The sequence below is a fragment of the Metabacillus sp. KH_069 genome (assembly GCF_057838075.1).
In genome coordinates this window covers 1,163,380-1,187,804 of sequence record NZ_CM174460.1, presented here as the reverse complement: position 1 = coordinate 1,187,804, position 24,425 = coordinate 1,163,380, and the positions used below count along the sequence as shown (strand labels likewise).

Sequence of the window (24,425 nt, the reverse complement as noted above, 5' to 3'; positions counted from 1 at the left end):
GAATTGAAAATGAACGATAACAATAGCCAAGATCAAAAAAGCCATACAGCAGCTGGTGCAGGTCAGTGCCCTATAACTGGTGCAGGAGGAGGTCACAAAGACAGCGCCATCACGACTTCCAAAAAGCCTGGAGGCACAACAAACAAAGACTGGTGGCCGAACATGCTGAATCTTGGCATTCTGCGCCAGCATGATAAAAAATCAAATCCGTTTGGAGAAGACTTTCACTATAAAGAAGAGTTCTCAAAACTGGACTATGATGCATTGAAAAACGATCTTCGCAACCTGATGACAGACAGCCAAGACTGGTGGCCGGCAGATTACGGTCATTACGGTCCCTTCTTCATTCGCATGTCATGGCACGCAGCCGGTACATACCGTACAGCTGACGGACGCGGAGGAGGTGCCTTTGGCTCTCAGCGTTTCGCACCGCTGAACAGCTGGCCTGATAATGTAAACTTAGATAAAGCACGCCGTTTACTGTGGCCAATCAAGCAAAAATACGGAAACAAAATCTCCTGGGCAGACTTACTTGTTCTAACTGGTAATGTAGCGCTTGAGTCTATGGGTCTGAAAACATTCGGATTCGGTGCAGGACGTGAAGACATCTGGCACCCGGAAGAAGACGTCTACTGGGGAAATGAGAAAGAATGGCTGGCCGACAACCGTTATTCAGGAGACCGTGAACTTGAAAACCCTCTTGCAGCGGTTCAAATGGGGCTTATCTATGTTAACCCGGAAGGACCAAACGGCAAGCCGGACCCTCAGGGAAGCGCTCGTGACATCCGCGATACGTTCTACCGAATGGGAATGAATGATGAAGAAACCGTTGCTCTGATTGCCGGCGGACATACTTTTGGAAAAGCACACGGTGCAGGCGACCCGTCTCTTGTGGGTGATGATCCGGAAGCAGCAACACTGGAAACTCAAGGCTTTGGTTGGCTTAGCGAGCACGGAAAAGGAAAAGGCCGTGACACGATCTCAAGCGGAGTCGAAGGTGCCTGGACAGCAAACCCGACGAAATGGGACAACGGCTACTTCGAACAGTTATTAGGCTATGAGTGGGAACTGACAAAGAGCCCGGCCGGTGCATACCAGTGGCAGGCAGTTGACCTTCCGGAAGATCACATGGCGCCGGACGCTGAGGATGCATCCATCAAAGTGAAAACAATGATGACAACGGCAGATATGGCATTGCGCACTGACCCGGCGTACGAGAAAATCTCCCGCCGCTTCTTTGAAAACCCGGAAGAGTTTGAAGATGCGTTCGCGCGTGCATGGTTCAAACTTCTTCACCGCGACATGGGGCCGAAAGTGCGCTACTGGGGTCCGGAAGTGCCGCAGGAAGAACTGGTTTGGCAGGATCCAATTCCAGCAGTGGATTACACATTATCAGACGCTGAAGTCGCAGACTTAAAAGAAAAAATCCTAAACTCTGGTCTGACAGTAAGTGAGCTTGTTAAAACAGCCTGGGCATCTGCAAGCACATACCGCGGTTCTGATATGCGCGGCGGTGCAAACGGTGCACGAGTGCGTTTAGCTCCTCAAAAAGACTGGGAAGCAAATGAGCCTGCTGAACTTGCAAGAGCTCTGGATGCTTATGAAAGTATTCAAAGCCAGCTTGACAAAAAAGTCAGCCTTGCTGATTTGATCGTACTTGGAGGAAGTGCTGCAATTGAAAAAGCTGCGAAAGACGCAGGTTTTGAGGTAACCGTTCCATTCACACCGGGCCGCGGTGACGCAACAGCAGAACAGACAGATGTTGAGGGCTTTGAAGTATTAGAGCCGGTATCTGACGGATTCCGCAACTACCAAAAAGCTGAATACTCCATCAGCCCTGAAGAAATGCTCGTCGATAAAGCCCAGCTGCTGGGATTGACAGCTCCGGAGATGACGGTTCTTCTTGGCGGAATGCGTGTCCTTGGGACAAACCATGGCGGCACAAAACATGGTGTGTTCACAGACCGCGCCGGCCAATTGACGAATGATTTCTTCGTAAATCTTTTAGATATGGGCATTGAGTGGAAACCTGCTGGCTTCAACCACTACGAAGGCCGTGACCGAAAAACAGGTGAAGTGGTGCGCACTGCATCCCGCTTCGACTTAGTCTTCGGCTCCAACTCGATCCTTCGCGCACTTGCGGAAGTGTACGCACAAGATGACAACAAAGAAAAGTTTGTGCGTGATTTCGCGGCTGCATGGGTGAAAGTAATGGATGCTGACCGTTTTGATGTAAAACAATAAGTGAAGGGACTAAGCCGCTCTGTGTAAGGGCGGCTTTATTCATAGAGTAAGCTGATCCTGATTCATGCCACATTTCTTCTCCTCAAAATGCCGCCAATCTCCTCCTCCTCCAAAAGTCTCATTTTTCCATTTCCCCCATTATTTATAGTTCAAAAGGGTATAACAAAACTATCACATTTTAGGAGGCTGTAAAGATGAAAGCTGTGACGTTTCAAGGCACAAAGGAAATGGAAGTAAAAGAGGTCCCGGATGCGGTGCTTCAAAAAAAAGACGATATCATTGTCCGCATCACCTCAACCGCTATATGCGGCTCTGACCTTCACATCTACCAGGGAGCACTGCCTGCTGAGAAAGATTATGTGGTCGGTCATGAACCGATGGGAATTGTCGAGGAAGTCGGCCCAGAGGTAACAAAGGTAAAAAAAGGCGACAGAGTGGTTATCCCCTTCAACATTTCGTGCGGAAGCTGCTACTATTGTAAACACGACCTTGAAAGCCAGTGTGATAACTCAAATCCCAATCCTGAAATTGATACTGGCGGCTACTTTGGATTTACAGAACGGTACGGAAATCATCCGGGCGGACAGGCTGAATATTTAAGAGTGCCATTTGGAAACTTTATGCCGTTTGTGATTCCGGAATCCGTCGAGCTTGAAGATGAAGCCCTGCTGTTTATGTCAGATGTCCTGCCTACTGCGTATTGGAGCATTGAAAATGCCGGTGTGAAAAGTGATGATACCGTAGTAGTTCTTGGCTGCGGACCAGTTGGTCTTATGGCTCAGAAGTTCGCGTGGATGAAGGGCGCAAAACGGGTCATTGCCGTAGATAACCTGCCTTACAGATTAGAACGGGCAAAAAGAATGAACAACGTTGAAATCATTAATTTTGATGACTTTAAAGATACAGGCTCACACATTAAAGAACTGACTAGCGGCGGAGCAGATGCCGTCATCGATTGTGTTGGGATGGACGGGAAAAAGTCACCACTTGAAGAAATCGGGCAAAAACTGAAGCTGCAAGGCGGAACCCTCAGCCCGTTTGAAATTGCGATGAACTCTGTCAGAAAGTTTGGTACGATTCAGCTGACTGGTGTTTATGGATCAAAATACAACATGTTCCCGCTCGGAAATATTTTTGAACGAAACATCAACCTGAAAATGGGACAGGCTCCGGTCATTCATTATATGCCAATGCTGTTCGATATGATTACCTCAGGGAAGTTGGATCCAACAGAAATCGTCTCGCATAAAGTGCCTTTAAGCAAGGCAAGCGAAGCGTACAAAATCTTTAATGATCATGAAGATGAGTGTGTGAAGGTTGTATTAAAGCCATAAATTTATATAGAAAAAGCATGCGCTGTGCTGCCGCATGCTTTTTTGTATTTCCGCTATTATCTGATATCTCTGCGATCTCTATCTTTTCTTCTAAGCCCAAGCAGCCCTGCTAATCCTAATAAACCAATCCAGCCAATATCCATATCATCGTCATCATCAGCTGCTGCCGCAGTTTCGGTATTCACATTTCTTGTGCTGATGTTATCGTCTCTGTCATTGTAATTATTTTCTGCTTGAACGTTTACACCAGACATCATAACGGCAAGAACCATTGTACATAGGATCATCATTATATTCTTCTTCAAAAAAATCCCTCCATTTTTATGATTAGTACGTTAGTTATAATCCTCAAACAGCAATTTATTATTCGTTATGTTTTTTTAAAAAACAGTATCAATTAAATCTTCTGGTGCAAAATAGAATGTGTCTTTTAAAAATATGAAATGGAGTGATCAATTTGGGTATTCTCAGCGGAAATCCGACAGATGAACCAATGCATTATGGAGAGGTATTTGGAGTTTGGAGTGCATTATCAGTTGCTAAAGCATCTCACGCAGCTTATCAAGTTTATTACAATCACACTGGTGATGCCGATTTGAAAAAATTAATTGATCAAATCATTAAAAATAATATTTTGCCTTCTATTGAAGAACTTGAAGCGCTATTAAAAAAGAATGAGGTCGGCTTGCCGCCAACACCTCCTGAAAGACCAAATGCCCGACTAGAAGAAATTCCTGCGGGTGCCCGCATTTCAGATCCGGAAGTGGCCATGAGCATCTCTAAAGACCTTGCTCAAGGATTAGTGGCTGACAGCACGATGATCGGACAATGTATTCGAGAAGATATTGCGCTGCTGTTTACTCAGCATCATGCTAAAAAAGTGCAATACGGTGGTAAAATCCTTCAATTAAATAAAGAAAAAGGCTGGTTAGTTCCCCCTCCTCTGCATTTAGATAAATAAAAAACAGCCAGCAGTTCTATCTGCTGCAAATTAGGAGACTGATCATGTATTTTTACAAAGAAGATTTAATCAATATGATTGTTCCGGACAAGCCGGATCCTGCTGCTGCCAAAGTTTTGCAGGAAGCACTCGGCGGTCAGTTCGGTGAAATGCGCACGATGATGCAATACTCCTTTCAAAGTGCCAACTTCAGAGGAAAAGATAAACAATACCGCGATTTAATCAGAGGCGTTTTCCTTGAAGAAATCAGTCATGTAGAACTTGTTCAAACTACTATTAATCAGCTGTTAAATGGCTCAGGCGAAGTGAATGAAGCGGGGAATTCCGGACCAAGTCAAGCACCGCTTGAAGAGCCGGTCATGCACGGGAATCCTCACCACTACATTATTGGAGCTCAAGCTTCACTTCCTGTTGATGCAGGAGGAAATCCATGGAACGGCTCATGGGTATACAGCCACGGAAATCTAATCAGCGATTTGCTTAATAACGTAATCCTTGAATCAACAGGCGTTCTGCAAAAATCTAGAATTTATGAAATGAGCTCTAATAAAACGTTTAGAGAAACCATTGCGTTTTTAATTGTTAGGGACAATGCCCATCAAAATGCATTTGCCAAAGCACTTGAAACATTAGGAGTCAACTGGGGCAAGGTTTTCCCGATTCCAAATTATGATATTAACAAATATCCTGAATGCAGAAAGTATGTTGAAATGGGTTATGACAATGCCCAATTTAACTTCCGATTAGATTCAACTCGTATTGGTGAAATTTTCACAGGTGAATCCCCAAGCAGAAACAGCGGAGATTTACAGGTCACTGATCCGCCTAAAGGATTTCCGGTTCCAGATCTTCCCGAGATGCCGAATGAACACAGTCCCGGCTTAAATGATATGAATCAATAAATACGAAAACAGCCTTTAATAAAGGCTGTTTTTCTTTTCTCTCATTTTAAGCAGACTTTTGGAAACAATAAGAAGAACGATTTTTTATGAGGTGACTTATGACAAGGGCTATCGAATCCATTTCAGCTATTATTAAAAACTTTATTGATAAAGATCCTAAACCTCCGCTGCATGTGGGGGAAGTGATGGATTTATGGACAATTTTCACTGCATTTCATGAAGCACATTCCCTTTACCAAGTAGCACTGAACTCAACAATCGATCCCGATTTGCAGCATGTTGTTCAGAATGCCTTAGAAGGCAGTAAAAAAGATACTCAGGATATTGAAGATTTTTTGTTAAGGGAAGGCGTGCCTCTGCCGCTGGTCAATCCTAAAAAACCCCTTTCAAATGCAGCTGCAGTTCCAGAAGGTATTAAACTGTCTGATGATGAAATTGCGAATTTAATTGCTGTCAAAATAGCATCCTCCATCACGTTTTGCGCGCAGGCAATGTCCAAAACGGTTCGAACAGATGTAGGTATTCTGTTTTTTGAAATACAGGTTGAACTGATGAAATTTGCTGCTCCGCTTAAAAACCTGATGAAAGAAAGAGGGTGGCTTCGTGTGCCGCCAAAATACAGCCCGCCGGGTAGACCTGAGTAGGGTAAATCCAGCAGATTGGAGCAAACATACAGATGGGGAAAAAATTCGAAAAAAAGGTATTAAGATTCTTACTTTCATTTGGGATATTAGCACTTATCGTCTTGCTTAAAAAACCGCCTGTTAAAGACTGGCTGATCATTTTTCTAGTTAAAAGTTATTTTTCATCCTTAGTAGATAATTTCTTAGTTAAAATGGGGTATATTTCGTATCCTGCCAACTTATTTAAAAAATACTTTAATATAAGTGTTATATTTGATTATCTAATCTTCCCGATTACCTGTGTTTTTTATAATCAATTGACAGTCAATTCATCATTCAGAGGTATTTCTGCTAAAGTTCTTTTATTCAGTGTTCCAATGACACTAGTCGAGGATTGGCTTGAAAAAAACACACAATTAATTAAGTATCATAAAGGCTGGAATTCGAAAATCAGTTTTCTTTCAATCACTTTCACCTTTTTATTTGCTCGATTCTTTATTGGGTTCATACGGAAAATTTCAAATCAATCCGTTTTAGAAAAAGGGTCGCATTAACCGTTTTAGGTCTAAATCAATTTCAAACAAAAAAGACCTCTCCAGCGCGAGAGGTCTTTTTTGTTACTTCGATCAATTAGGGAGATTTTTCGATTGAGCGGGAGCATAAGAATTAACCATCTGCTGCATGTCACCTGCTGGCAGCTGCGGCACCTGATAATAATGATGCTTATTTTGATAGATCGAAATCTCATAAGCCATTTCAATGCAATTTGGAATCGTATCAGCCAAAACCCGTCTGACAACCGGGTTTGAAACTTCTGTGGTTGCCATACCCTTTAAAGAAGCATTTGATTTTACAGATCCAAGCATCAAGTCTGAAATAACCTGATCATTTATTTCCTCCGGCATCATCAATGGCTTCATCGGCGGCATTTGTTTCAGGCCGAACACAAAGTCATTTCCTTGCTTCATGTTATAAACTTCCGTTGATACCGAAGGCTTCATTCCGGTTTGGAAACACTCAACAATCGTATTGTATTCGGTTATCATAAATTGCTCCTGGCGGTTCATCATATCCAGAAGTTCAGGATCCTTAGCGTGCGGTTTTAAAATCGTGTATAAATTCAATGCATTGATAGCTCCAGATAAAATTTCGGATACATCAAACATTTCATGTCCGCCATGACTTAATTGGGGAGGCACAGCTCCAGTCTGCATATTTTCAGACCCTGCATTGTTCACTGATTGATCCACATTTACCATTCCTCTCTCATTCATTAAAGACATACATACCTATTCTGCATCATAGTGCGGAATCTATTCGTCTTATTCTCATTCCATAATCCCGGCCTGAATCAGATGAACATTAGCCTCTACCTCAAAATGAACAGATCCATACTGCTTTTTCCAATCTTTATAGCCTTCCTGTCTTAGCTCTTCCTTAATGCCAAGTGGATCGACATTTAATTTCTGCAGTTTTTCAAGCAAAGCTAAAGCTTCTTTTTCAAGCATTTCCTCTGTTTTCTTTTCTATTTTTTCGATATTCTTTTTTTGTGTAAGATCTAAACCTCCGCCTTCCATAACTCTTCCATCCATCTTTATGCTGACATTAAACTTATAGCCGTTTCCTGTTTTTTCAGGTTTGAACTTTGAGTTGGAAGAAAGATTTTGAATGCTGATTTGCTTGTCTTCTTTTAAATCGATTTCAATGATGCCTTTTCGGATTTTTTCATATAGAACTTTTAATATATATCCTTCTTTCAGATCGATGGTCTCGACTAAATGATTCCCCTTAAAAAGAGCTACACCTGAGACTTGAATGAGATCCCCCTTTTTCTCAATTAGAGGCAAAAATGGATCAAACCCCTGGGAGTGGGAATGAAACAAAAAATGATGCAGATTGATGCTTGGAATTGTCCTCTCCATATTTTGTGTGACGATATCAATGATAAATTGTGAAACCGATTCATGCTGTTCGGATTCTGCTGAAAGGATTTCATTTGATTTTCCTTTTGATACAACTAAACTGATGTCTCTCCCTATATTTGGGTCTCTTTGAAGATTGTCAACGAGATCATCGATTCCGTTTCTAGCCAGTTCCTCATCAAACAAAATTACTCCCACCCTGCCTATTTCAATTGGTCTTGGAGACTGCGCCTGAATTTCCTGCCTTATATGTTTACTTGTCCGGCCTACAGCGGTTAATGCTACATTTTGCGGTTTGGATTGAATGCCAGGCGGTGTATAAGTAGCACCGGCAGTCACTTGAAATTCTTGATCATTTACATAATCATAGCCAATTGCCTGAATCAGCTGAACATCTTCCAGTACTTTTGAAACAGGAATACAGCCGCCTAAGAAACACATGCATAGCAGGAGTGCAAAAATTTTATAAGCATTCATGTTTTATTCCTCACCTTCATGATGATAAGCTGCAGGATAAACAGCATAGGAATATAGCCATAAATCGTATAAAAACCTATCTCTGACATTTTTTGATTCAGCAGATCAATTTGTTCTCTGTCTTTCAAAAAGACAGCAGCGATAAAAATCATCAAGCATAGGATTCGCAGCGCATTTCTTTGAGTCATGGAAAAAAGACGGTGCATTCCCCTGCTTGAGCTCCATAGTCCAATACACATATTAGGCAATACCACAAAGAACCATAAAGAAATACCTACATATTCAAAGCGTTCAATAATGGTCAAATCTACAATTTTCCAGAGAGTGAGCGTTGCCCAAATGGTTGTTTTCAGCTGATTCTGATCAAAGTAAGCAAACGAAACCAATGCAGTCAGCAAATATAAAAACATACTGAATAACACAGCATAATGAGCCCACTTCTGAGACTTAGGCGGATCTTTTATAAACGGATAAAACATAAACAGAACTTCAAATCCCAGGTAATTCAGCGTCATTCCTTTTGAAGCCGACAAGAGCTCCTTAAACGAGAGATCAAAAACAGGAAGAAGGCTGCCTAAATAAGATTCCCTTATCGGAAAATATTTGACAAATAATAACGGCAATCCATAGATGACTCCAAGAAAAGCAATTCCGGTGACAATTCTGAATCCTCCTGTGACATATGAATAACAAATTAAAATAATAATGGCGATGAATACCCAATGGTAGACATCCGGAAAAACCCATACCTGAATGACCTCTACATACGTACGAATCAGAACAAGGACAAACATCGCGTAATAAATAATAAAATAAAAACTGAAAATCCCTCCAATCCATTTTCCAAAAATCTGGTGATGGATGGCTACGATATCATTTTTTCCTCTATTTAATATTAGATACGATAACCAGATCAAAACAAGAATGGTCATGGCAGAAGTAATAATAGCGATCCAGGAGCTGTGGCCCGCAGACTTCGCAATATACCTCTCAAATCCTAAGATCCCCACACCGATTTGCATGGTATGTATCAAATAAAAAACAAAATAATTGGATACTTTTTTATCATCTTTAGGCAATGGGAACATGAGAACACCTCCTTTACTCCTCAATATCCCGCTTCACTTTTTTATGAGCTTTTGGCTGAAAACGATCAGGCGCAGGTGATCTCAATTGAAGAGGTCTTTTATTTTGCATGTACATCGGCAGCCTGAAAATGGAATCCTTTAAATCTTTCAGCCTTAGAGGATATACTGGTGCAAGATATGGACGGCCTAAGGAGGACAGCTTAAGCAAATGCCCAAGAAAATAAGCAAAACAAAAAGCAATCCCTATTAGACCAAAAAGCTGTGCAGCAAAGATAAAAGGAAAACGGATTAAACGGATGACGTTGCCCATTTGATAAACGGGAGTAGTAAAGGATGCGAGTGCAGCAAGGGCCACAATGATCAGCAGTACATTGCTCGTAAGTCCGGCTTGAACAGCCGCTGTTCCAATTACAATTCCGCCTACGATACCAATTGTCTGGCCAATCTTAGTCGGCAATCTGGCTCCTGCTTCTCTCAGGAGCTCAATTGTCAGTTCAAGAATAATCGCCTCTAATATCGGCGGAAAAGGAACACCGCTTCTGGATGCTACCAGCGGATTCAGAAGGTTTTGCGGAATCATTTCGTAATGATAGGTAAGAACGCCAACATACATGGCGGTAGATATAACGGAAAAGAAAACGGCAAATAACCGGACCAGCCTGAAAATGGAGGCAATCGGCCAAGATAAAAAATAATCCTCAAAAGCAGAGAAAAATTCAACCAGCGTTGTCGGACCAGTCAGCGCATGAGGAGAACCGTCAACCAAAACCGTGATTTTCCCTTCTGACAAAACACCCGCTACCCTGTCAGGCCGTTCTGTATCAATCATTTGGGGAAATGGGGAATTGTTATTATCTGATATAATCTGTGCAATCATTGAACTATCCAAAATTGAGTCATAATCGATGTCTTTAATTCTCTGTACAACGGTATTGATGTTGTCTTCATTCGCAATACCTTTAATATATAAAACAGCTATTCTTGTCTTAGAAAGCCTTCCTGCCCTCATCTCTACAACAACAAGTTCAGGAATAGGAAGTCTTTTTCGAATTAAGTTCAGATTTGCATCCAGAGATTCAACAAAGGCTTCTTTAGGTCCGACAACACTGTATTCAACCTCAGGCAGGCTGACCGCTCTTTTTTCAAGGGAAACAGCTGACAGCAAGAGGACTTCATTTAAATTCGTTTCACATTGAACGGCAATGTAACCAGACATTAGCCTTTCCTGAATTTTGAGCACATTGCTGATGATTTCTGTATTATCAATCGGCAGGATTTCCTGCAGTTCAAATAAACTCGTATTGCTCTGTCCTTCGGTTAGGAAAGGCAGAATATGCTTATGTAAAACATTTACATCTACTAAAGTTTTATAGTAATGAATATAATAAGGACTGCTTTGTGAATAACGATACGAGGTAAAATCAGCTGACAGCTTGCATTGCTTCAGGAGATCCTCAAGGTTAGGGACATCGTTATCTGCATCTGTTTTTTTCAGTTGTGTAAAAGATGGATTTTTCTTAAAAAAAGAAAACATACTCTCCCCTCCTGTTGTTGAGGATGTTTCGTGCAAAAAAACAAGACATTCTTAACATGCCTTGTTTGCTGTAAAAATATGAATGATTTTACAAATAGACCTTTAGCTGTCTTTTTTTCTTATCAGCTGTTCTTTATCAATTGTGCCGGGAGGCTGCTCAAGCCATCCATTGCCTATTACAAGATCTGCTCCATCCTTTGCATATTGGGCAATTTCGAGTGAAAGGCGCTCATAATTCATAATGAGATCACTCCTTTGGCTTGCTGCCGCCGCAGATGCATAGTTTCCTGTTCCAGCTGCACTTAACAATGACATATGAAATAGCGTAAGCTTATCTGAGAAAGGAGATGCTGTGGAATCCGTAATACATATATCAGAAGATATCGGAGGCTGAATGTGATTATCAAAAAGTGTTCTGCTGAAAATTTGAATATGCTTTTGGGAAATTTCACTCCCTCTTAACATCCATTTTTGAATGTTTTCCCGCGGTGAAATTTGTGCAAAGCTTAGTGCCAGCTTGCTTCCGATTAGATTTGTCTGGATATTCATAAATAAATGAGAAATTTCAATTGTATTCAAAGGTCTTTTTTTGCTGAACAGCGAAAACCCGCTTAAATATTTTTTGCTGTCAATAAAATCTTTGCTCTTTGGATAGGAAATGTAAGGCGCTCTAACAAATACCCCTTTTGATAAGGCAACCTCAGAACTCATATCAAATAACCTTGCTGTCTCATTTAGCCCCTCTATATAAAGTGTGCGGATATCTTTCCTTGCACTCATTGAAATAAGACCGCCGTAAGCAAGCATACCTACTTTCGCCATGTGATTAATATAGGTTAGCATGAAAAGATCTGTATACAGCCGTGGTGCATTAAGGTTTACATCCTCACTTGTAAAGCCTGAGGGAACCGGAATATCCTCTTCTTCAAAAATGGCCTTTAGCTTATCCAGATGAGCAACGGTAAGATTATAGGAAAACTCAATAACGGGTCGAATATCCTTATCCTCTGCATGCTTTAAAAAGAACGAAAGAATACAATTTGACATACTGTCATTCATGTAACTTGTCCATATGCATGCAATTTCAGATGAGGTTAACTTCGGACGATTTCCTTCTTGCATGAAAAATTCCTCCAAATTTAGTTTTTTCTATTATTTGTTGAAGGAGTTATATTTATGAAACAATAAAATCGAAGTCATTTATTTATATAAAGGGGGGAATTCTTTAATTTCATCGGTTACAACTCTGAAGCTTTATTAATCGATCCACAAAAAAGAGCAAGAAACCTTTTCAGGATTCTTGCTCCCTTTCTTATTTTCCGCCAAAACTCATATGTTCATAGCGTCCGCGAATCACTTCATAAATGCCGTAAAGCATCAGACCTGCAGCTGCAATTCCAAGCAGCCACTGTCCGTAAGGCTTTGAAGCGAGTTCTGCAAGTGCTCCGTCAATGCCTTTTGATTGTTCAGGGTTAGCCGTAATAGCTGTCTGAATAAAGAAATAACCGATCATAGCAAGAACTGCTCCTCGAGCTATCAGCCCCATTTTCCCTGATTTTCTGGCAATCTTTTTCTCATGCTGATTCATTTCACTGACTCTGAATTTATTCATAAATCGTTCAGTGTAACCATTATACAGTTCATAAACTCCGTAGCCGATTATGATCATACCTACAAGTCCGATGATCCATTGTCCAAAAGGCTGTGCCAATAACTTGGCAGAGATCGTTTTTTCCGATCCGCCTCCGCCTCCTGAACTTGCATGCATGGCGATTGAGATGGCTTTAAACGCGATACCTCCATATATAATTGCACTTACTCCGTAGCCAACTCTAGTCAATAAACCTTTAGCATCCGTTCCTTTATTTTCCGGATCGAGGATTGCCTTAATCACTTCCCAAATCACATATCCGATTAAGCCAATTCCGATCGCCCAAAGAAGAATTTCTCCAAAAGGCTTCCCTGCTACCGTCTCAAGCATCCCGCTTGTTCCTGTCATTTTGCCTCCAAGGCCAAGTGCCGCCATCAAAGCAAGAAGCCCGATTAAGAAATAAACGGTACCTTTTGCCATATATCCAAATCTGCCCAAACGCCTGATCCAGGGCTTCGTTTCATTTCCTGCCTGATTTGTTTTTTGCTTAGCACCTGCTTTTGCAGAATACTCCATACCAATCGCTCCCTTAAATATAATGCCTGCTGAGTGTTAATTTCCCATTGTTAAGAGAAAAGAAACCTGTTGGAAAATGTTTCTTGAGACAAAAACCATTGAGTAAACTAATGAAAGGAATACAGCTCTCTAAATCAGACTTTTGCACAACCATTAGATAAAGCAGGTGGTTTTTAAAGAACCCATAGGCGAGGGAGAAATCATTATTGAAAATTAAAGTCTCCAAAAAGAGACATCTCAAAGTCCCATTCACTCTGAGATTTTTACCATTTCCTGTACAAAAACCGGTCCTTTCTCGTATAATGATAGAAATACATGACAAGGAGTGTTAAAGCATGAGTCAATCTAAAGCAAAAAAACAGCGATTGAAGAAAATGCGCGAAGGAGAAAGGAATCCGGAAGCAGGAAGAAGCCCATTTGTCTTTCAGGACTTGCGTACAAGACAAACAAAAACAAAAAAAGAGCAGCTGTATAAGCAAAAGTACAAGAACCATTTCCAGGGAGAAGGAAAAGATGGTTCTTTTTATTTTGCCTCTTAGCGGCTCTTCACATAATAATTGGTAATGGCCAAATATTCTCTAGTATAGGATTTTAGAACGGCTACTGCTGGCGTTTTGGCTGCCAGTCCTTTTGCATCGAGACCAAGATCTTGTGCAATCATACATGAACGGTAGATGTGAAAATCGTTTGTTACAATAAGACCTTTTTTCGCACTTGGCGGCAGCAATGCTTTCGAGAAGGTCAGATTTTCAATTGTACTTGTAGACTTTGATTCTTTTATGATCCGGGATTCCTCTATCCCATGATCCTGCAGAATCCTGCTTATAGCCTCCGCTTCCGTTATTTCTTCGCCGGGACCCTGCCCTCCTGAGGCAACCGCAATCGTATTTGGATTGACTTTTAAATACTCTGCTGCTGCATCCGCCCTGTATTGCAGGGCAAGCGAAGGAACCGTTCCATTCACCTTCGCCCCGAGTACGATTATGTAATCAGCGTCTGCTATCGCTTTTTCTGAGCTGTATTGGTGGATGTTGTAATGCAAAAAGCCTGTATAGCTTAAGCCTATAGCTAAAAGTGTGGTTATAATTATCATGATTCTTTTTTTCATCGAAGTACTTCCGTTTCATGTTTATTAGTTTATATATTTAATATAAATTATAATATATGGGTAAACTAGTATTTTTTAGAAATCCATATATGCAAAAAAACGATATCTCCCCTGCCAGCTTCCCAGCAAAAAAAGATACCGTTTTAATTTTATGCATTCTTTCCTTCAATTACAGGTGTTTCTTCCTTTTTCTCTTTGGATAAAAACCAGCCCGCTAATGCGATTCCAACAAGAACGACATAGAATGTGATTTTCCATGCAGGAGACTTAGCAAATCCTTCTGACAATATGGCGAGCTCCGGGTGTGACAGCGTGTAGACCGAGAGCTTCACACCTACCCATCCAACAATCGCGAATGCGGCAATTTCAAGACCAGGTCTTTTATGAAGCAAGTCAACAAAAAAGTTAGCCGCAAACCGCATGATCACAAGTCCGATGATTCCTCCAGCAAAAATGACGAGAAACTTGCCGCCATCCAAGCCTCCAATTTGAGGAAGACTTGTATTTGGCAACGTAACAGCAAGCGCTACGGCTGCAAGAATCGAATCAACCGCAAACGCAATATCCGCAAGCTCAATTTTAAGCACCGTTGGCCAGAATCCTGACTTTTTCTTTTCATCCTGCTTTTCTTCTTCTTTTTTCTTAAACACTAGCTTTCTTAAAATATGATTAGCTGCAATGAACAACAAGTAGAGAGCACCGATTGCCTGAACCTGCCATACATCAACGAGATAAGAAATCGCAAACAGGGAGCCAAAGCGGAAAACAAACGCGCCGGCCAGACCGTAAAATAAGGCTTTCTTCCTCTGCTCTTCAGGAAGATGCTTCACCATGATGGCCAGCACAAGAGCATTATCTGCTGCGAGCAGCCCTTCGATTGCAATTAACAGGAGCAGAACCCATCCATATTCCATTAACATCGTCATTTCCATTTAATTAGTCCCCCTTTACCGTAATAAAATCCTGATCTTTGCTGATCACACCTTCATTAAACACAAGTCTTGTATTAAAGTAATACGACCTCTCCTCTGTTGAATCCGCTAAATCCTCAGGCAAGCTGAATCTAAAATCGATCCTGTTCTGCTCCTCTGACTGAATTTGTTTAGATGTTAAAATATTGGCTGTTTCGATGACCTTTTCTGTTCCTGATGACAAATCAGCCATGACTAAATCACAATCAATCCGCTTCAGCTGCTGCTCAATGACACCGCCTTTGATTAAGAAATAACCTTTGATGCAGTCACCTGGCTGAAATTCTTCCTTAGGCAAAATTAGATCAATCTGCGCTGAACCGATTCCTAAAATCGACATATATTTTCTGAGTATCATTATACATTCCTCCTGTTATGAATTTCCTTTTGAATATTTATCGTCAATGCGTTTTTCAATTTTTTCGAGCTGGCGTTTATCCTTCAGCAGCTCCTCTTTGTTTTCTCTAATAAGCTTTTCAATTGAACCTCTGACTTTTTTCATTTTTCATCTCACCTTTCAGGACATTTTTCGAATAAAAAAAACCTCTGCCTGTGATCCGGCAAAGGTTTTTTATCTGAAAAAATATAAAGACCTTTACCGTTATAGGTAAAGGTCTTGCTAACAACGTAATGGTTGCCAATAGGGCCGGAAGCAAATGCTTCGAAATGACGACTCTATTGTAAAAGCTACTCCCCTTTAGGAGAAACTATTCGATTTGTATACTCTTATCATAAAGGCAATCCTATTCTGTGTCAACATAAAATCATAAGAATTTTGAAAATTAGGCCAAGATCACACATTCATAAAAGCAGGCGGATACTTCACAACTCCAGCTGCTTCATCTAGCGAACCTGACTTTAACTCAATCAGCATAAACACATCATCCGGAACTTTAAATGGCGGTTTAATTCCTTTGCTGCTTGCTGGAACAAAACCAAACTTTGGGTAAAACTCAGGATGTCCAAGGACAAGGACTGAATCATAACCGTGTTCTCTGCAGCGTTTCAGCCCTTCATGAACAAGCTGTGATCCAATTCCCTCTTTCTGAAATTCCGGCTTAACCGCCATAGGCGCTAGAGCGAGTGAAGGAACCTCACTGCCGTTTTCCGTTTCGATTGTTATTTTACTGAACAAAATATGTCCGACAATTTCTTCGTTTTCGGCAACTAGAGAAAGTTCTGGCACAAAGGACGGAGATTTTCTGATTGTATGAATTAAATTTGCCTCATTTTCCTGACCGAATGCTGCATCATTTACTTTTTTTATGGCTGAGATATCTGAAGGGGCTTCTTGTCTGATTTTTATCATTTATTTATTCCTTTCGCTGCGTGACTTCATTAAGAACAGTTTACCTCAACTGACCATAAAATTTCTATCGATTAAATATAGGAATGTACGGTCCCGGAAAAACATAAAGTGAAAGTAAAAAGGAGTGAAGAAATGCTTATTAAATTAAGTGTAGCAGGAGCATCAGGCGCATTTATTTTTCTTGCTGTCAATCTGGTCGGGACGTTGAAAAAAGGGATGGTCACACTTGATGAAACAAACAAGACACTTGCTGAGGTCAGAAACGCAGTCAACGGCCTGACAGAAGAAGCAGAACAGCTGATACATACAGCGAATCAGATTACCGTTGACGTAAAAGGAAAAATCAAAACGGTCGATCCGCTGCTTGAATCCGCACAGGATGTGGGAGAAATGATTCATAATGTCACAAGCTCGATTAAACAGGTAGGTGCGGTCTTCGGCGGAAAACGCCCTCCACGCACCGAAATTTCAGTAAATGAACCGCCTGTCCGGATCAAGGGGCCTGTTCATATTAATGTGAAGTGAAAAAAGAGCGATTTGCTGCCGGCAAATCGTTCTTTTTGTATTTATTTTCCATCAGGATGGATTTACTATCTCATATGCGGCTTGAAAATCAACAAAAATTTTACAATCCACAGGTTTCACTTTAGGTAAATTATGGTATGATATCTAAGTCATTACTTACATAACTTTAATATCAGGGAGGTCATAACTATGCAAAAATACAGAAGAAGAAATACGCCGGCATTCACCTTTTTAGCCTATTTCACATTTTTTGCAGGTGTCGCATTATTTTGTATCGGTCTTTACAACGCAGACAATCTTCAGCTGAATGAAAAAGGATACTACATTGCCGTTATGATGCTGGTTGCAGTCGGAGCCATTCTTACTCAGAAAGTAACAAGAGATAACGCCGAAGATGATGAATTAATCGCTGAGCAGGAACGCAAGCAGAATATCGGAAAATCGATGGATTAATAGACTGATAACTTGGAAGGTGCAGGTGTGTGCCTTCTTTTTTATGCGATTATAAGTATAAGTTCTTCCGTTCTTATTAAATAATCTTATTTTGCTTAAAATCTAAAATTTGTTCTTTACTATACCCTAATTGCTGCAGAATTTCGTCCGTATGTTCCCCATATAATGGAGGGTATTTATTCATAGTTACCGGAGTTTTAGATAGTTTTAGAGGAGATCCTGTTAATTTAAGATCTTCAATGAGAGGATGGTTCATTTTTACCACCATCTCCCTGGCTTTCATTTGAGGATCCTCAAACATTTCTTTTACTGAATTGATTGGTCCGTTTGGTATTCCGCTGCTATCAAACAGGTCTTTCCATTCTTTTCTTGTTTTTCTCTTTAAAATATCCTCACATATCGTGATTAAACGATCCTTATTTTGAATTCTTGCTTCATTCGTACGAAACTCTTTCATGTCTGCTAAATCAGGCACTCCCAATTGATTTGTAAATCTTCGAAATTGATCATTGTTTCCAACGGCAACGACGAAATCCCCATCTAACGCTGAGAACACTTGATAAGGGACAATGTTTGGATGCTGATTTCCGAGTCTGACAGGTTCAACCCCGCTGCATAAAAAATTACTGGCCACATTGATTAATGAAGCAACTTGACAGTCCATTAATGAAATATCAATTTCCTGACCCTCTCCAGTTCTTTCCCGGTGATACAAAGCTGTCATAATTCCAATGCACGTGTATAAACCTGTTAAAACGTCTGCAATCGCAACCCCGACTTTCACAGGTTCTTCTTCTGGCTCACCTGTGATGCTCATTAATCCGCTCATTGCCTGAATGATATAATCGTAGCCAGGTAAGTTTTTATATGGTCCATTTAAGCCAAACCCTGTAATCGAAGCCATGATCAGTGATGGATTGCTCTCTTTTAATTGTTCGTAGCCTAAATCCATTTTTCCCAATGTACCTGTTTTAAAATTTTGAACCACAACATCTCCAGAAGATACAAGCTGATGAAAAATCTCTTTACCTTTTTCTGATTTAAGATTAAGAGTGATGCTTTGTTTATTCCTGTTTGCGCACAAATAATAGGCACTTTCTCCATTAATGAACGGCGGTCCCCAGGCTCTTGTTTCATCACCAGATTCGTGATGCTCAACTTTAATAATCTCTGCCCCTAAATCGCCAAGAACCATGGTGCAAAAAGGACCGGCTAACACACGGGATAAATCTATTATTTTTACTCCTTCTAATGCTCTTCCCATTTTATCTGCCTCTTTTCTTTAAATTCCAAATAAAAAAGAGCCAGTAAAACAGGCAATGTGCGAACATTGCCGTTTCACTGGCTCTTAACTCAAGGCTCGTCTTCCTGTAAAAGAAGATCAAATGAATAAGGTGCCATTTTTATTTAGTATTCATGCTATCCATTATTCCGGCTATGCAGCAAGGCTTTTGCTGTCATCGGATTGGTATTGCCATTATATCTGAATGTTCTGAATTTATCAATCTAATATTTATTTATAAGTTACAACTCCTCAGACAAAATACTGTCGGTATATAGGAAAAAGAAAGCAATTATTAATTCCAGCTTAAATGATTGGAAGAACAGAAAAATGGAAGATATAATAGAAACCATAATCATCCATAAGGAGGCTGTTCAATGAGGATCTTACTAATAGGTGCAAGCGGAACAATCGGAAATGCGATTGTAAAAGAATTTGGCACAGATCATGAAATCATTCGTGCAGGCCGTAACGGCACTGATGTAGAAGTAGATTTCACTTCTCCCGAAAGCATAAAAAAGATGTATGAAGCTGTGGGCAAAGTAGACGCAGTTGTCAGCGCTGCCGGAAGAGCACAATTTGCCCCCCTTGAAGAGCTTACGCCTGAATTAAATGAAACAGGAATCATGAGCAAACTAAAAGGTCAGGTCAACCTCGTCTTACTCGGCATTCCTTTTGTAAACGACGGAGGCAGCTTTACTCTCACCAGCGGAGTCATGATGGATGATCCGATTCTTAAAGGAGCTTCCGCAGCCATGGCGAACGGCGGAATTCAGGCGTTTGTCAGAGCATCAGCCATTGAAATGCCGCGCGGAATCAGAATTAATAACGTAAGTCCCAATGTCCTGATTGAATCCATGGATAAGTATGCTGAATTTTTTCAGGGTTTTAAACCGGTTGCTGCAGCGGATGCAGCACTTGCTTATAAAAAAAGTGTCCTTGGTGCTCAAACGGGGCAAACGTATAAAGTGTATTAAAAAGAAAACGGCAGCTCACAGGCTGCCGTTCTTGTTAAAAGCTCGATATCCCGCTCCACTCCTGAAAGCGGTAAAGCAAACGAAGGCAAAACGAATCATCTGCAAACACCTCGTAATCTTCAGTGTAGGTGCCTGACTCGTTATTCCAGATCGTGTGAAAATAATCTTCGATTTCCTTCATCATTCCAGTGTCAGCTGGACCCGTTATTTTCAAATCCGTTTCAAGGTTAAAATCACCCAGGTTCCGTTTTGTAAAATTGGCAGAGCCGCCAATCACTGTGTCCTCTTGATTTCTCTCAAAAAAGACAAGCTTCGTATGATACTGTTCCCCATTCGTTTTGTACCAGCGGACTTGAATCTTTTGATCCGAATCCGTTACCAGTTCATGAGCGACAGGTCTGTTTGGAACACCATTTTTCTCGCGTCCGAATGCATCTTTGTTGGCATCAAGAATCAGCTTGATCTCAGCTCCTCTTTTAGAAGCTGCAAGCAATTCTTTGACAATATCCCGGTCTGATAGATAAAACGCTCCTACTGTCACTTTTTCTTGTTCCTTCGTTTTTTCAAGTTCATCAAGCAGATGCTTTTTTATTTTACCTTCTGTCAAAAGCTGAACATCGTATTCGCCAGATTCGGCCTGCTTAAAGACAGACTCACTTTCGTTGATCTTTACATCTGCTCCTGACAAATCGGCAACAGCCTTTTCTGTTTGAACAAGTTCTCTCAATATCTCTCCTTTGACAACAAAGGCAATGTTGGAATGCAGAGAGCTGCCATCGTGCGGATTGGCGGAAGTAACAAGACCCTCTTTCTCATTGACCACTACTTTGCGGTGGTTGGCTTTAAAGTTCAGAAGATCGAGATAGGATCTAAGCGTTACGTCAGGAGAGTCGGGACTGAAGGCATTCGGAATCCAACCGCTGCCTGACGTTCCGAACCACTGAAGAAACGTTCTATGTCCTCCTGAATAAAAAGGATTCGAATCTCTAAGAGGTTTTAGATCTGTAAACACAACCTTTATCCCTTCTTCTTTGAGTTCTTCAGCAATTTCAGACGGATATGAACCATAAAAGGTATTGATGCGGTCTGTAATAACGGTTATGTCCACTTCTTGGTCCTGCTGTTTTTTCTCAATTAAAGCTTCCATCAAAGTCTTTGATAAAGCAGGATAGCTCGCTGACCGGTCATATTCATCGTTAAACAGGAACATATCCATCAGGATAAAATCGTCAGCTTCGTCAATCATGGTCTCAATTTGATCAAAAATAACCTGATTATGAGTGACGTTTCCTTCGTTTTCAAACGTTAGATCATATAAAAACTCAACCTGACCGGAAGAATGAATGTCTCCTTCGTGCGAGATGCCTTCAGGAAGCGGTTTTAAATAATGATAAACAGCAGCACTTGCAGACAGCAGCATGAGCAGCAAAATGGCACCAAGAATCACTTTTCTCTTTTGTTTTTTACGGACAACGGACTGCTCATTTATGACTGGTTTGGGCATGTTGACTCTCCTTACCTTAGGTGGATAAATGAATATTTTCTTTTAAAAGCAGCAGAATCATCTTCCATTTTCATACATTTTTATTCTTTCACTATATAACACTCAAAAGTAAGTTTCACATAACTTATATACGCTAATTCTAACTGAAAAGTTTCAAATGAAAGACATAACAAAATGGAAATCACTTGCTTTTTTCTTCAGCCAGCACAAAAAGAGACTGGGACCTAACGATCATCTCCTGAATGAAAGCCCAACATTGAATAGTGCGAAAACCTTTAAAAGAAAGGGCTATTTTCGCATAGATTGTTGTTTTTCATGATAAATGATGTCCGTTCCTTGCAGCGAGAGGAACTTGCTTTCCGCGGGGAGCATGGGAGCCTCCTCGGCGTTGCCTGTGGGGTCTCCCAATTTGCTCTATATCCCGCAGGAGTCAAGTTCCTTCCGCTGCAATCCACTTAAGGTTTCTACCATTTAGTCTGGCATCAACAATATTTATGAAAAGAGCCAAAGAAAAAATCCGAACTAAAACGAAATTCAAGTTGGAATTTCACATAATAGTTCGGATTTTCTTTGGCTAAAAACCATTTTTTCCAGCCTCTAATAATATGTTTATTTTACGGCTGCGATGTCAGAAGGCTCTGATTCCTGCCCGTAAGCATCAATGGCGGTTACATAATAGGTGTGTTTTTCGGCGTTTTCATCGGTAAAGCTCTTTCTTTCATGGGCTGAGACGCTTCCCGCTTTTTCGAAGCTGACCCCATTTTTGTCACCTCTGTAGATTCTGTACCCCACGATGTTTTCATTTCTTACAGCGTGCCATGTTACAAACGTGCCATTTATCTCTACACTTTCAGGTGAAGCAGGTGGTGCTTCCTTTTGGATTTCCTTTTCTTTTTTCAGTTCAGCAAACACGACGAGTCTTTCTTCATGTGTACCAGCTGATCGGTTGAATGTGCCTGAGCATGTAATCAGGTTTAGATTTTGTCCTTCTGAGGTCTGAAAGATTTCATCGATAGGAGCTGATCCCCGGGGATAGCTCTCTTGTTTTTTCACAAGAAAAGTCAAGGCCTTTCCTGTTTTATCTGTCACAATAATTTCATCACCTTGCTTTAAGTCTTTTAAATTAAAGAAGATGGCAGGTCCTGTTTTGCTGTCCACGTGTCCGGCAAGAACAGCGCTGCCTCTGCTTCCTGGTTTTACCCCCGGTTCAAACCAGCCTACATCATTGATTTTCTGAGGGACTCCCATCTGTCCGTTATCTAAAATACCTACCTGTTCAATGTTCGCTTCTACTTTTATTGAAGGGATCTCTACTTTAACAGGCATTATGCCTTTCATTTGAGCCGATTGTCTTGCTTGTGCTTCTGTCAGCTTTCTAACTTCGGATTTTAATAGAGTAAACTCATTGGATAATGGGCTTTCCGCGTTTTCAGATTCAGCGGTTACATTCTCCGTCTGAACTTCCGTTTGCTCTGCTGTTTTTGGGGACTGTTTTTGGGAGGATTGCTGATTTGGAAAAATACCATAATTGTAGCCTGCGAGGATAAAACAGATAAGACTGCTGATAGAAAGAATCATAATTTTTTTCATGGGACCGTTACACCTCTTTTTATTGAAGGAGAAGAGAGGTCTCCCTCTCTTCATCCATTTATTTATTGTTGATTAGCTGATTTTCTGCGGAACAAGAACAATGCTGTAAGTGCAAGGAGTGATCCAAGACCCGCAAATGTCATAGCAGAAAGAGAAGTTGTTTCACTTGCTCCGCCCATACCTGTTTTCGGCATATCTTCAGGCATTTCAGAAGCTGCAAATTTGTCAGGCATTTGCGTTACAATTGCATTTCCCAATGTTTGGCCTACACCAAACATAAATTTGTAGCCTTCTCGGAAGGATTTGTAAGAAGCATCATAGTCTCCTGCAGCATATTGATCAAATGTTTGAGTGACAAGTGCTTCATGCGCTTTAACTGCACCTTCTGCATCCTTTGCAGGCAAGTTTTCAGCAGTAGCTGCACCAAGGAATGCACCAAAATCCATTGCAAACTGATCAAGCTTAGCTTTTGCTTCGTTTACTTTTGCTTCGTCGCCTTCAAGAGTGGCTGCTACAATTTCAGCCTGCGCATTGATATGGTTGCCCTGCCATACTTTTTCAAACTGTGCTGCGCCTTCCTCTCCGTAGATAGAACCGATTGCCGCTTTGAAGTCTGCCGTGTTTGCATCTTCAGACCAGCTGACGAAGTCGTAATCTTCTTTTTGATCAACACCTTTTTGCATGCCTGTGGCTGCTAAAGCGAAATGTTCAGCTGCAAGACTGTTTAACGTAGAACGAAGATCTGCTGCAGGAGTATCTGATTTTGTGTTTTCAAATTTCTCAGGCATTTGCGTCGTGATTGCTCCTGCTAGTGCATCACTGATGACATACATATGCTTGTACCCTTCACGGAACGTTTCATTCGCTTCTTTATAGTCGCCTTCAACGTAGTTATCAAATACTTCAAGAACTTGTGCTTCGTGAACTTTTACCGCTTCTTCAGCTGCTTCTTTTGGAAGCTTGCCTTCAGTTGCTGTTCCTAAGAAAGCAGAGAATTCTTCTACAAATTCAGCAACTTCTTTTTCAGCTTCTGCACGTGCATTTTCATCTTTGTCTTTTGCTGCGTTTACTAGATCTGCTGTGTAATCATTGTGGCCTCTGAAGATTCTCTCAAATTCAGCTGCGCCTTCTTCTCCATATACCGAAGCAATTGCCGGCGTCATGTCAGCTGCGTTTTGATCAAGTGCTTTATTTGCGGCTTCTGCATCTTTTGCACCATCATACGATTTTGTCATGGCCGATACGGCTAAAACGAAGTGTTCAGATAAGAGATAGTCTAAATCTGCTCTAAGTTGAGCGGCCGGCGTATTAACTGTCGGCTTCATTTCTTCTGCATTGGCTGTTCCAAAAGCTGGGACGAGTAACGATAAGCTAAGTGCTGGAACTAATAACTTCTTAATTTTCATGATTCCACTCTCCTCCTGAAAAATTTGAGTCCTTTTTGAACTTCTTGT

Annotated in this window: 26 protein-coding genes; 10 read left to right on the top strand and 16 right to left on the bottom strand. The window is 41.0% G+C overall.

The genetic code is table 11. From position 1 onward, the window contains the following. The first annotated feature begins 9 nt into the window (after positions 1 to 9). Positions 10 to 2,244 carry a catalase/peroxidase HPI gene (katG, locus tag AC3ISE_RS05960; RefSeq protein ID WP_489223438.1) on the top strand — a complete coding sequence of 745 codons (2,235 nt, stop codon included), beginning with the start codon at positions 10 to 12 and terminating at the stop codon, positions 2,242 to 2,244. Between the two features lie 194 nt (positions 2,245 to 2,438). Beyond that, complete coding sequence (locus AC3ISE_RS05955) at positions 2,439 to 3,578, top strand: zinc-dependent alcohol dehydrogenase (protein ID WP_489223437.1); 1,140 nt, start codon at positions 2,439 to 2,441, stop codon at positions 3,576 to 3,578. Between the two features lie 56 nt (positions 3,579 to 3,634). Here the strand turns inward: AC3ISE_RS05955 and AC3ISE_RS05950 are convergent, their stop codons facing one another. Continuing rightward, a complete protein-coding gene (locus AC3ISE_RS05950) occupies positions 3,635 to 3,883 on the bottom strand; it encodes a WGxxGxxG family protein (protein WP_309190896.1) in 249 nt (82 codons plus the stop codon). Positions 3,884 to 4,035: 152 nt separating this feature from the next. Here AC3ISE_RS05950 and AC3ISE_RS05945 point away from each other — a divergent pair, with 152 nt between their 5' ends. The 4 genes from AC3ISE_RS05945 (at position 4,036) to AC3ISE_RS05930 (ending at position 6,618) form a co-directional block, all read left to right on the top strand. Further along, entirely contained in the window at positions 4,036 to 4,539 is a 504-nt protein-coding gene (locus AC3ISE_RS05945; protein ID WP_489223436.1) for a DUF3231 family protein, read from the top strand. 44 nt (positions 4,540 to 4,583) lie between these two features. Next, on the top strand, positions 4,584 to 5,441 hold the full coding sequence (locus tag AC3ISE_RS05940) for a manganese catalase family protein (RefSeq protein ID WP_489223435.1): 858 nt from the start codon (positions 4,584 to 4,586) through the stop codon (positions 5,439 to 5,441). Between the two features lie 98 nt (positions 5,442 to 5,539). Next, on the top strand, positions 5,540 to 6,085 hold the full coding sequence (locus tag AC3ISE_RS05935; protein ID WP_489223434.1) for a DUF3231 family protein: 546 nt from the start codon (positions 5,540 to 5,542) through the stop codon (positions 6,083 to 6,085). A 32-nt stretch (positions 6,086 to 6,117) separates the two neighbouring features. Next, entirely contained in the window at positions 6,118 to 6,618 is a 501-nt protein-coding gene (locus AC3ISE_RS05930) for a CBO0543 family protein (protein WP_489223433.1), read from the top strand. 72 nt (positions 6,619 to 6,690) lie between these two features. Here AC3ISE_RS05930 and AC3ISE_RS05925 read toward each other — a convergent pair whose 3' ends face one another. The 6 genes from AC3ISE_RS05925 to AC3ISE_RS05900 all read right to left on the bottom strand — a co-directional run bounded on the left by AC3ISE_RS05925 (position 6,691) and on the right by AC3ISE_RS05900 (position 13,252). Then, complete coding sequence (locus AC3ISE_RS05925; protein WP_489224274.1) at positions 6,691 to 7,338, bottom strand: spore coat protein; 648 nt, start codon at positions 7,336 to 7,338, stop codon at positions 6,691 to 6,693. 54 nt (positions 7,339 to 7,392) lie between these two features. Then, positions 7,393 to 8,463 carry a Ger(x)C family spore germination protein gene (locus AC3ISE_RS05920; protein ID WP_489223432.1) on the bottom strand — a complete coding sequence of 357 codons (1,071 nt, stop codon included), beginning with the start codon at positions 8,461 to 8,463 and terminating at the stop codon, positions 7,393 to 7,395. Beyond that, positions 8,460 to 9,551, bottom strand: coding sequence for a GerAB/ArcD/ProY family transporter (locus AC3ISE_RS05915; RefSeq protein WP_489223431.1), 1,092 nt, complete (start codon positions 9,549 to 9,551; stop codon positions 8,460 to 8,462). Before AC3ISE_RS05915 ends, AC3ISE_RS05920 begins: the two co-directional genes overlap by 4 nt. 13 nt (positions 9,552 to 9,564) lie before the next feature. Continuing rightward, the gene (locus AC3ISE_RS05910; RefSeq protein ID WP_489223430.1) at positions 9,565 to 11,085 is read right to left on the bottom strand and encodes a spore germination protein; all 1,521 of its coding nucleotides are present in this window, start codon (positions 11,083 to 11,085) and stop codon (positions 9,565 to 9,567) included. A gap of 102 nt (positions 11,086 to 11,187) precedes the next feature. Then, on the bottom strand, positions 11,188 to 12,207 hold the full coding sequence (locus AC3ISE_RS05905) for a DUF3231 family protein (RefSeq protein ID WP_489223429.1): 1,020 nt from the start codon (positions 12,205 to 12,207) through the stop codon (positions 11,188 to 11,190). Positions 12,208 to 12,397: 190 nt separating this feature from the next. Then, a complete protein-coding gene (locus tag AC3ISE_RS05900) occupies positions 12,398 to 13,252 on the bottom strand; it encodes a DUF1206 domain-containing protein (protein WP_489223428.1) in 855 nt (284 codons plus the stop codon). A 335-nt stretch (positions 13,253 to 13,587) separates the two neighbouring features. Here AC3ISE_RS05900 and AC3ISE_RS05895 point away from each other — a divergent pair, with 335 nt between their 5' ends. Then, positions 13,588 to 13,791, top strand: a complete 204-nt coding sequence (locus AC3ISE_RS05895) for a hypothetical protein (RefSeq protein WP_133311774.1) — start codon at positions 13,588 to 13,590, stop codon at positions 13,789 to 13,791. Here the strand turns inward: AC3ISE_RS05895 and AC3ISE_RS05890 are convergent. The 5 genes from AC3ISE_RS05890 to AC3ISE_RS05870 all read right to left on the bottom strand — a co-directional run bounded on the left by AC3ISE_RS05890 (position 13,788) and on the right by AC3ISE_RS05870 (position 16,640). Then, positions 13,788 to 14,360 carry a YdcF family protein gene (locus AC3ISE_RS05890; protein WP_489223427.1) on the bottom strand — a complete coding sequence of 191 codons (573 nt, stop codon included), beginning with the start codon at positions 14,358 to 14,360 and terminating at the stop codon, positions 13,788 to 13,790. The two genes, AC3ISE_RS05895 and AC3ISE_RS05890, sit on opposite strands and share 4 nt — an antisense overlap. Before the next feature lie 149 nt (positions 14,361 to 14,509). Then, positions 14,510 to 15,292, bottom strand: a complete 783-nt coding sequence (locus tag AC3ISE_RS05885) for a TerC family protein (protein WP_489223426.1) — start codon at positions 15,290 to 15,292, stop codon at positions 14,510 to 14,512. Positions 15,293 to 15,296: 4 nt separating this feature from the next. Further along, the gene (locus AC3ISE_RS05880; RefSeq protein WP_489223425.1) at positions 15,297 to 15,689 is read right to left on the bottom strand and encodes a sporulation protein; all 393 of its coding nucleotides are present in this window, start codon (positions 15,687 to 15,689) and stop codon (positions 15,297 to 15,299) included. Positions 15,690 to 15,704: 15 nt separating this feature from the next. Next, on the bottom strand, positions 15,705 to 15,833 hold the full coding sequence (locus AC3ISE_RS05875; protein WP_307437867.1) for an FbpB family small basic protein: 129 nt from the start codon (positions 15,831 to 15,833) through the stop codon (positions 15,705 to 15,707). Between the two features lie 291 nt (positions 15,834 to 16,124). After that, entirely contained in the window at positions 16,125 to 16,640 is a 516-nt protein-coding gene (locus AC3ISE_RS05870) for a GNAT family N-acetyltransferase (protein ID WP_489223424.1), read from the bottom strand. A 132-nt stretch (positions 16,641 to 16,772) separates the two neighbouring features. Here AC3ISE_RS05870 and AC3ISE_RS05865 point away from each other — a divergent pair, with 132 nt between their 5' ends. Both AC3ISE_RS05865 and AC3ISE_RS05860 read left to right on the top strand, forming a co-directional pair. Next, positions 16,773 to 17,165 (top strand): DUF948 domain-containing protein, encoded by a 393-nt coding sequence (locus AC3ISE_RS05865; protein ID WP_252204200.1) that lies wholly within the window; start codon positions 16,773 to 16,775, stop codon positions 17,163 to 17,165. Positions 17,166 to 17,354: 189 nt separating this feature from the next. Further along, positions 17,355 to 17,618 (top strand): YiaA/YiaB family inner membrane protein, encoded by a 264-nt coding sequence (locus tag AC3ISE_RS05860; protein ID WP_133311781.1) that lies wholly within the window; start codon positions 17,355 to 17,357, stop codon positions 17,616 to 17,618. Between the two features lie 76 nt (positions 17,619 to 17,694). Here the strand turns inward: AC3ISE_RS05860 and AC3ISE_RS05855 are convergent, their stop codons facing one another. Continuing rightward, entirely contained in the window at positions 17,695 to 18,882 is a 1,188-nt protein-coding gene (locus tag AC3ISE_RS05855) for a CaiB/BaiF CoA transferase family protein (protein WP_489223423.1), read from the bottom strand. A gap of 395 nt (positions 18,883 to 19,277) precedes the next feature. Between AC3ISE_RS05855 and AC3ISE_RS05850 the strand changes: the two genes are divergently transcribed. Continuing rightward, complete coding sequence (locus AC3ISE_RS05850; RefSeq protein ID WP_489223422.1) at positions 19,278 to 19,877, top strand: short chain dehydrogenase; 600 nt, start codon at positions 19,278 to 19,280, stop codon at positions 19,875 to 19,877. 34 nt (positions 19,878 to 19,911) lie between these two features. On the opposite strand, the gene AC3ISE_RS05845 is transcribed toward AC3ISE_RS05850, so the two are convergent. From AC3ISE_RS05845 to AC3ISE_RS05835, 3 genes are all read right to left on the bottom strand, one after another. Next, positions 19,912 to 21,381, bottom strand: coding sequence for a phospholipase D family protein (locus AC3ISE_RS05845; RefSeq protein WP_489223421.1), 1,470 nt, complete (start codon positions 21,379 to 21,381; stop codon positions 19,912 to 19,914). A gap of 609 nt (positions 21,382 to 21,990) precedes the next feature. After that, complete coding sequence (locus AC3ISE_RS05840; protein ID WP_489223420.1) at positions 21,991 to 22,971, bottom strand: class F sortase; 981 nt, start codon at positions 22,969 to 22,971, stop codon at positions 21,991 to 21,993. A 62-nt stretch (positions 22,972 to 23,033) separates the two neighbouring features. Next, positions 23,034 to 24,377, bottom strand: coding sequence for a copper amine oxidase (locus AC3ISE_RS05835; protein WP_489223419.1), 1,344 nt, complete (start codon positions 24,375 to 24,377; stop codon positions 23,034 to 23,036). Positions 24,378 to 24,425 lie beyond the last annotated feature (48 nt).